This is a genomic window from Streptomyces sp. NPDC054813 (genome assembly GCF_053611365.1).
In genome coordinates, this window is record NZ_JBSHAF010000015.1 from 224587 (window position 1) to 229482 (window position 4896).

Sequence of the window (4896 nt, forward strand, 5' to 3'; positions counted from 1 at the left end):
CCGGCACTCAAGGTGTATATCACCCCCGGGCCCCCCCGGCCCCCACCCGTCGCCTGGGGGGGGGGGGCGGCCCGGGTCGTTTGGGGCCGCGCGCCGCCACACCCGCGAACTCAGGCCCCGGGGCCCGCCGTCAGAGGTTGATCATGTGTCCGGCGAGTCCGTGCAGGGCGTCCTGGACCGCCTCGCTCAGGGTGGGGTGGGCGTGGACGTTGCGGGCGAGTTCGGTCACCGTGAGGTCCCACTTCTGAGCCAGCGTCAGCTCGGGCAGCAACTCGGTCACGTCCGGGCCGATCAGGTGGCCGCCGAGGAGTTCGCCGTAGCGGGCGTCGCTCACGAGTTTCACGAACCCGACCGTGTCACCGAGGCCGTGGGCCTTGGCGTTGGCCATGAAGGGGAACTTCGCCACGCGCACGTCGAAGCCCTCGGCGCGAGCCTCCGCCTCGGTCCAGCCGAAGCTGGCGATCTGCGGCTGGCAGAACGTGGCCCGCGGGATCATGCGGTAGTCCAGCTCCATGGTCTCCGCACCGGCGATGCTCTCGGCGGCGACGATGCCCATCGCCTCGGCGGTGTGCGCCAGCATCAGCTTCGCCGTGACGTCACCGATGGCGTAGATGTGCGGCTGGCTGGTCCGGCAGTACCCGTCGACGTCGATGGCCCCGCGCTCGGTGAGCCGTACCCCGGTGGCGGCCAGTCCGTAGCCGGCCGTACGCGGCTGGAAGCCGGTGGCCTGCAGGACCTTCTCGGCCTCCAGGACCTGTTCCGTGTCGCCCTGCCGGACGGTGACCCGGACGTTCTCCTCGGTCTCCTCGATGGCCTGCACGGCCGTCGAGGTCATCACACGGATGCCCTGCCGTTTGAAGCGCCGGGTGAGTTCGGCGGAGACCTCCTCGTCCTCCAGCGGTGCGATCCGGTCCAGGAACTCCACCAGCGTGACTTCGACGCCGTAGGACCGCAGCAGATAGGCGAACTCGATGCCGATGGCGCCGGCACCCGCGATGACCATGCTGGCGGGCAGGCTGTCGGAGAGGATCTGCTCCTCGTAGGTGACGACACGCCGGCCCAGGCTCGTCCCCGGCAGCAGTTTCACGGTCGAGCCGGTCGCGATGATGCAGGAGCGGAAGGCGAGTGTCGTCTCGCCGTCCCGCATGCGCACCTGCAGAGTGTGGGGGTCCAGGAAGGTCCCCTGCCCCTCGAACTGCTCGATCTTGTTCTTGCGCATGAGAAAGCCGACGCCCTTGACACGTCCGTCGGCCACCACCCGGCTGCGTTCGTAGGCGGCGCGGTAGTCCAGGCCCACCTCGCCGCTGATCTTCACGCCGAACTTCTCCGCGTCGTGCAGGATCAGCTGGGCCACCTCGGCGTTACGCAGCAGCGCCTTCGCCGGGATGCAGCCGATGTTCAGGCAGACACCGCCCCAGAACCGGCCCTCCACGATGGCGGTGCGCAGGCCCAGCTGGGCGGCACGGATCGCGGCCACGTAGCCGCCCGGCCCGGCTCCCAGGACGACGACATCGAAGTCGGTTTGCATGGCTCCACCTCACCATTGGGTTGAGTCGGTCTGCTGACTCCACCGTCGCACGATCAGGCGGTGCCGTAGATGAGATCGAGCGGCCCGGACAGGGCGGCGCGAACCTTCCGGGTCGTCTCGTCGACCAGCACTTCGGGCTCGTCACGGGCGATGGCGTCCATGGTCTGCGCCGCCACTTCGGCCGGGTCGATCTTCGGGCCGGCGATCTCCGTGGTGGCATCGGTATCCACATAGCCGACGTGCACACCGACGACCAGGGTCCCCTGGTCCCGCAGGGCCAGGCGCAGCGCGTTGGTCAGCGACCACTGAGCTGACTTCGACGCCGCGTAGCTGGGGAACCGGCTGTTCGCCCGCCAGGAGGCCACGGACAGCATGTTCACCAGGGCTCCGCCGCCGTTGGCCGCGAGGACCGGCGCGAAGGCCCTGGAGACGGCCCAGGTGCCGAGATAGTTCACCTCCAGTTCCCGCCGCGCCCCGTCCAGGGAGCCGTTCTCCAGCAGGGGCGGCCCACCCTGGATGCCCGCGTTGTTGATCACGATGGTGGCGTCGGACGCCGTCCGTGCGGCGGCCTGGACCTGGTCGTCGTCGGTGACGTCGAGGCGCAGCGGTTCCAGTCCCGGCTCGGTGAAGTCCTCCGGCCGGCGGACGCCCGCGTACACCTTGGACGCACCCCGGGCCAGCAGTGCACGCGAGAACGCCAGCCCGATCCCCCGGTTCGCTCCGGTCACCAACGCGACCGATCCCTCGATCTTCATGGTCGGACACCTCGTTCCGCGGCAGGAAACCCGTCATGACCAGTCAAAGCGCACGGGGCATCGCTGTCCACGCGGCCCGAACGCGGCCGGTGGTCGGCAAGCCGATCCCCCGCATCATCGACATCATCCTCAGCTGAGTTTTTTCATGAGACTCGCTATCGTAAGGACATGAAACGGACGTCGTTCGCCAAGTGGCCGTGCTCCATCGCACGGACCGTCGACCTGCTGGGTGACCACTGGACGCCGCTGGTGGTGCGGGAAGCGTTCTACGGGATCCGTCGCTTCGACGAGTTCCAGCAGGAACTGGGCATCGCCCGCAACACGTTGACCGACCGGCTGCGTCATCTGGTCGACGAGCGGATCCTGGAGAAGCGGCTGTACGAGGCCGAGCCGCCGCGCTACGACTACGTCCTCACGGAGAAGGGACGGGACCTGTTCGCCGTGCTCGCCGCGATGTCCGCGTGGGGCGACCGCTGGCTGGCCGGGGAGCGAGGGGTCCCTGTGGTGTTCCATCACGACGCGTGCGACCACGACACCACGGCCGAGGTGGTCTGCGCCCAGTGCCGGGTCCCGCTTCGGGCCGAGGAGACCTCCATGCGGATGGGGCCCGGCTATCCCGAGCGGCTCAAGCAGCGGCCGGATGTACGACGGCGGTTCGGCACCGACTGAGCACGGTGCTCCCTCTTGACAGGCAGAGTCTTATAAAGCAACTCTGAAGGTCAGACCCTTGACGGCGAGGAGGCCGACGACCTTGGAGTGGACGGGCGCACGCTACGCGGACAAACCCACGGTCGAGGTGCGGACCTGGATCGACGCCCCACCGGAGAAGGTGTGGGCCCTGGTCAGCGACATCGAACTGATGCCGGACATGAGCGAGGAACTCCGGTCCGTCGCCTGGCTGGACGGTGCGGCCGGGCCGGCGGTGGGTGCCAGGTTCGTCGGCCGCAGCGAGCACGAGGCGCTCGGCAAGTGGGAGACCACGTCGCAGGTGATCGAGTGCGAACCGGAGTCGGTGCTCGCCTGGGCCGTGCAGGACCCCGCAGAGCCCTCCGCGGTCTGGCGGTTCCGGCTGCGCTCCGAGAACGGGGGGACCGAGCTGTCGCAGTGGATGCAGCTGGGACCGGGTCGTTCGGGGCTGTCCGTGGCGATCGACCGGATGCCCGACAAGGAGCAGAAGATCGTGTTCGTACGGTTGCGGGAGTTCGAACGCAGCATCACCGCCACCCTCACGCAGATCAAGCAGCGGGCGGAGGCGTGATGCGGACGGCCACCACGATCGAGGCCTCGGGCGGCGAACACTGGTCCCAGCTGAGCGACTTCGTCGTCGAGGCGGAGAAACTGGGCCTGGACATCTGCTGGGTCGCCGAGGCCTGGGGCTCCGACGCGCCCTCCGCGCTCGGCTACTACGCGGCGCTCACCGAGCGCATGCTGCTGGGTTCCGGTGTCATGCAGTTGGGCACCCGGACCCCGACAGCCGTGGCCCAGACGGCCATCACCCTCTCCAACCTGTCCGGCGGGCGGTTCCTGCTCGGCCTCGGCGCCTCCGGCCCGCAGGTGATCGAGGGACTGCACGGCGTGCCCTTCGCCCGGCCGCTGCGGCGCATGCGCGAGACGGTGGAGATCGTACGGCGGGTGCTCGACGGCGGCCGACTCGCCTACTCCGGCTCCGAGTTCAGCGTTCCGCTGCCCGGCGGCGAGGCCGTACCGATGCGGCTGTCGATGCGCGCCGAGCACGAGATCCCGATCTATCTCGCCGCTCTGTCCCCAGCCATGCTGCGGCTGACCGGTGAGGTCGCCGACGGCTGGCTGGGCACCAGCTTCGTGCCCGAGGGTGCGGCCGACGCGTATTTCGCCCACCTCGACGAGGGCCTGGCCCGCAGTGGCCGTACCCGCGCGGACCTGGACGTCTGCCAGGGCGCCGAGGTCGCCTTCGCGCCCGACGAGGAGGCGCTCGGCGCGATGGTCGCCGGCCGCAAGAAGGAACTCGCCTTCAGCCTCGGCGGCATGGGGTCGGCGTCCACCAACTTCTACAACGGCGCCTACAGCCGCCAGGGCTGGGCCGAGGTCGCCGCCGAGGTGCACGAGCGCTGGCAGGCGGGCGACCGGGACGGCGCGGCCGCCCTGGTGACCGACGAGATGGTGCTCGGTACGACGCTGATCGGCACGGAGGCCATGGTGCGCGAGCGGCTGGCCGTCTGGCGTGACGCCGGCGTGGACACGGTCCGCCTCTATCCGGCCGGGGAGACCCTGGAGGACCGGCTCACCACCCTCGGCAGGGCGATCGAGCTGGTCCACGAGGTCGGCGGGGCCCCCTGAGCCGACGGGGCCCTGCGCCGCCGGCCCGGGGCCCGTCGGCGTACCGGCCGCTGTCCGGTTGACGGGCCGCTGTCGGGCGCCCGAGGCCCGCTACCCCACCCCGATCGAGCAGAACTTCACCGTCGCCGCCGGCAAGGACGCCCTGCACGGCAGTTGACCCACCCTCGCCCCACAGTCGGGGGGGGGGGGCCCCCGCGGCCGGGCCGTCGCGTATCTCTACCCGCGGTCCCGCGCGGGCGGGGGCGGCGGTGCCGGTGCGGCCGCGGTGGGCGAGCCCGCGCACGGGCGGGTAGAGGT

Annotated in this window: 5 protein-coding genes; 3 read left to right on the forward strand and 2 right to left on the reverse strand. The window is 70.4% G+C overall.

The genetic code is table 11. The annotated features are described in order from the left end of the window. Positions 1 to 130 precede the first annotated feature (130 nt). On the reverse strand, positions 131 to 1528 hold the full coding sequence (lpdA, locus tag ACWGJB_RS29125) for a dihydrolipoyl dehydrogenase (RefSeq protein WP_453383031.1): 1398 nt from the start codon (positions 1526 to 1528) through the stop codon (positions 131 to 133). Between the two features lie 53 nt (positions 1529 to 1581). Further along, positions 1582 to 2283, reverse strand: coding sequence for an SDR family oxidoreductase (locus tag ACWGJB_RS29130; protein WP_453383032.1), 702 nt, complete (start codon positions 2281 to 2283; stop codon positions 1582 to 1584). A 168-nt stretch (positions 2284 to 2451) separates the two neighbouring features. On the opposite strand from ACWGJB_RS29130, the gene ACWGJB_RS29135 reads away from it, so the two are divergent. From ACWGJB_RS29135 to ACWGJB_RS29145, 3 genes are all read left to right on the forward strand, one after another. After that, positions 2452 to 2952 (forward strand): winged helix-turn-helix transcriptional regulator, encoded by a 501-nt coding sequence (locus ACWGJB_RS29135; protein ID WP_453383033.1) that lies wholly within the window; start codon positions 2452 to 2454, stop codon positions 2950 to 2952. 82 nt (positions 2953 to 3034) lie between these two features. After that, on the forward strand, positions 3035 to 3541 hold the full coding sequence (locus tag ACWGJB_RS29140) for an SRPBCC family protein (RefSeq protein ID WP_360478229.1): 507 nt from the start codon (positions 3035 to 3037) through the stop codon (positions 3539 to 3541). Then, entirely contained in the window at positions 3541 to 4599 is a 1059-nt protein-coding gene (locus ACWGJB_RS29145) for an LLM class flavin-dependent oxidoreductase (RefSeq protein ID WP_453383034.1), read from the forward strand. The genes ACWGJB_RS29140 and ACWGJB_RS29145 overlap by 1 nt, the downstream gene beginning before the upstream one ends. Positions 4600 to 4896: the final 297 nt, after the last annotated feature.

Bases quoted from the DNA above. Each gene is read 5' to 3' on its own strand.
- lpdA (WP_453383031.1), bottom strand. From the start codon at position 1,528: ATGCAAACCGACTTCGATGTCGTCGTCCTGGGAGCCGGGCCGGGCGGC.
- ACWGJB_RS29130 (WP_453383032.1), bottom strand. From the start codon at position 2,283: ATGAAGATCGAGGGATCGGTCGCGTTGGTGACCGGAGCGAACCGGGGG.
- ACWGJB_RS29135 (WP_453383033.1), top strand. From the start codon at position 2,452: ATGAAACGGACGTCGTTCGCCAAGTGGCCGTGCTCCATCGCACGGACC.
- ACWGJB_RS29145 (WP_453383034.1), top strand. From the start codon at position 3,541: ATGCGGACGGCCACCACGATCGAGGCCTCGGGCGGCGAACACTGGTCC.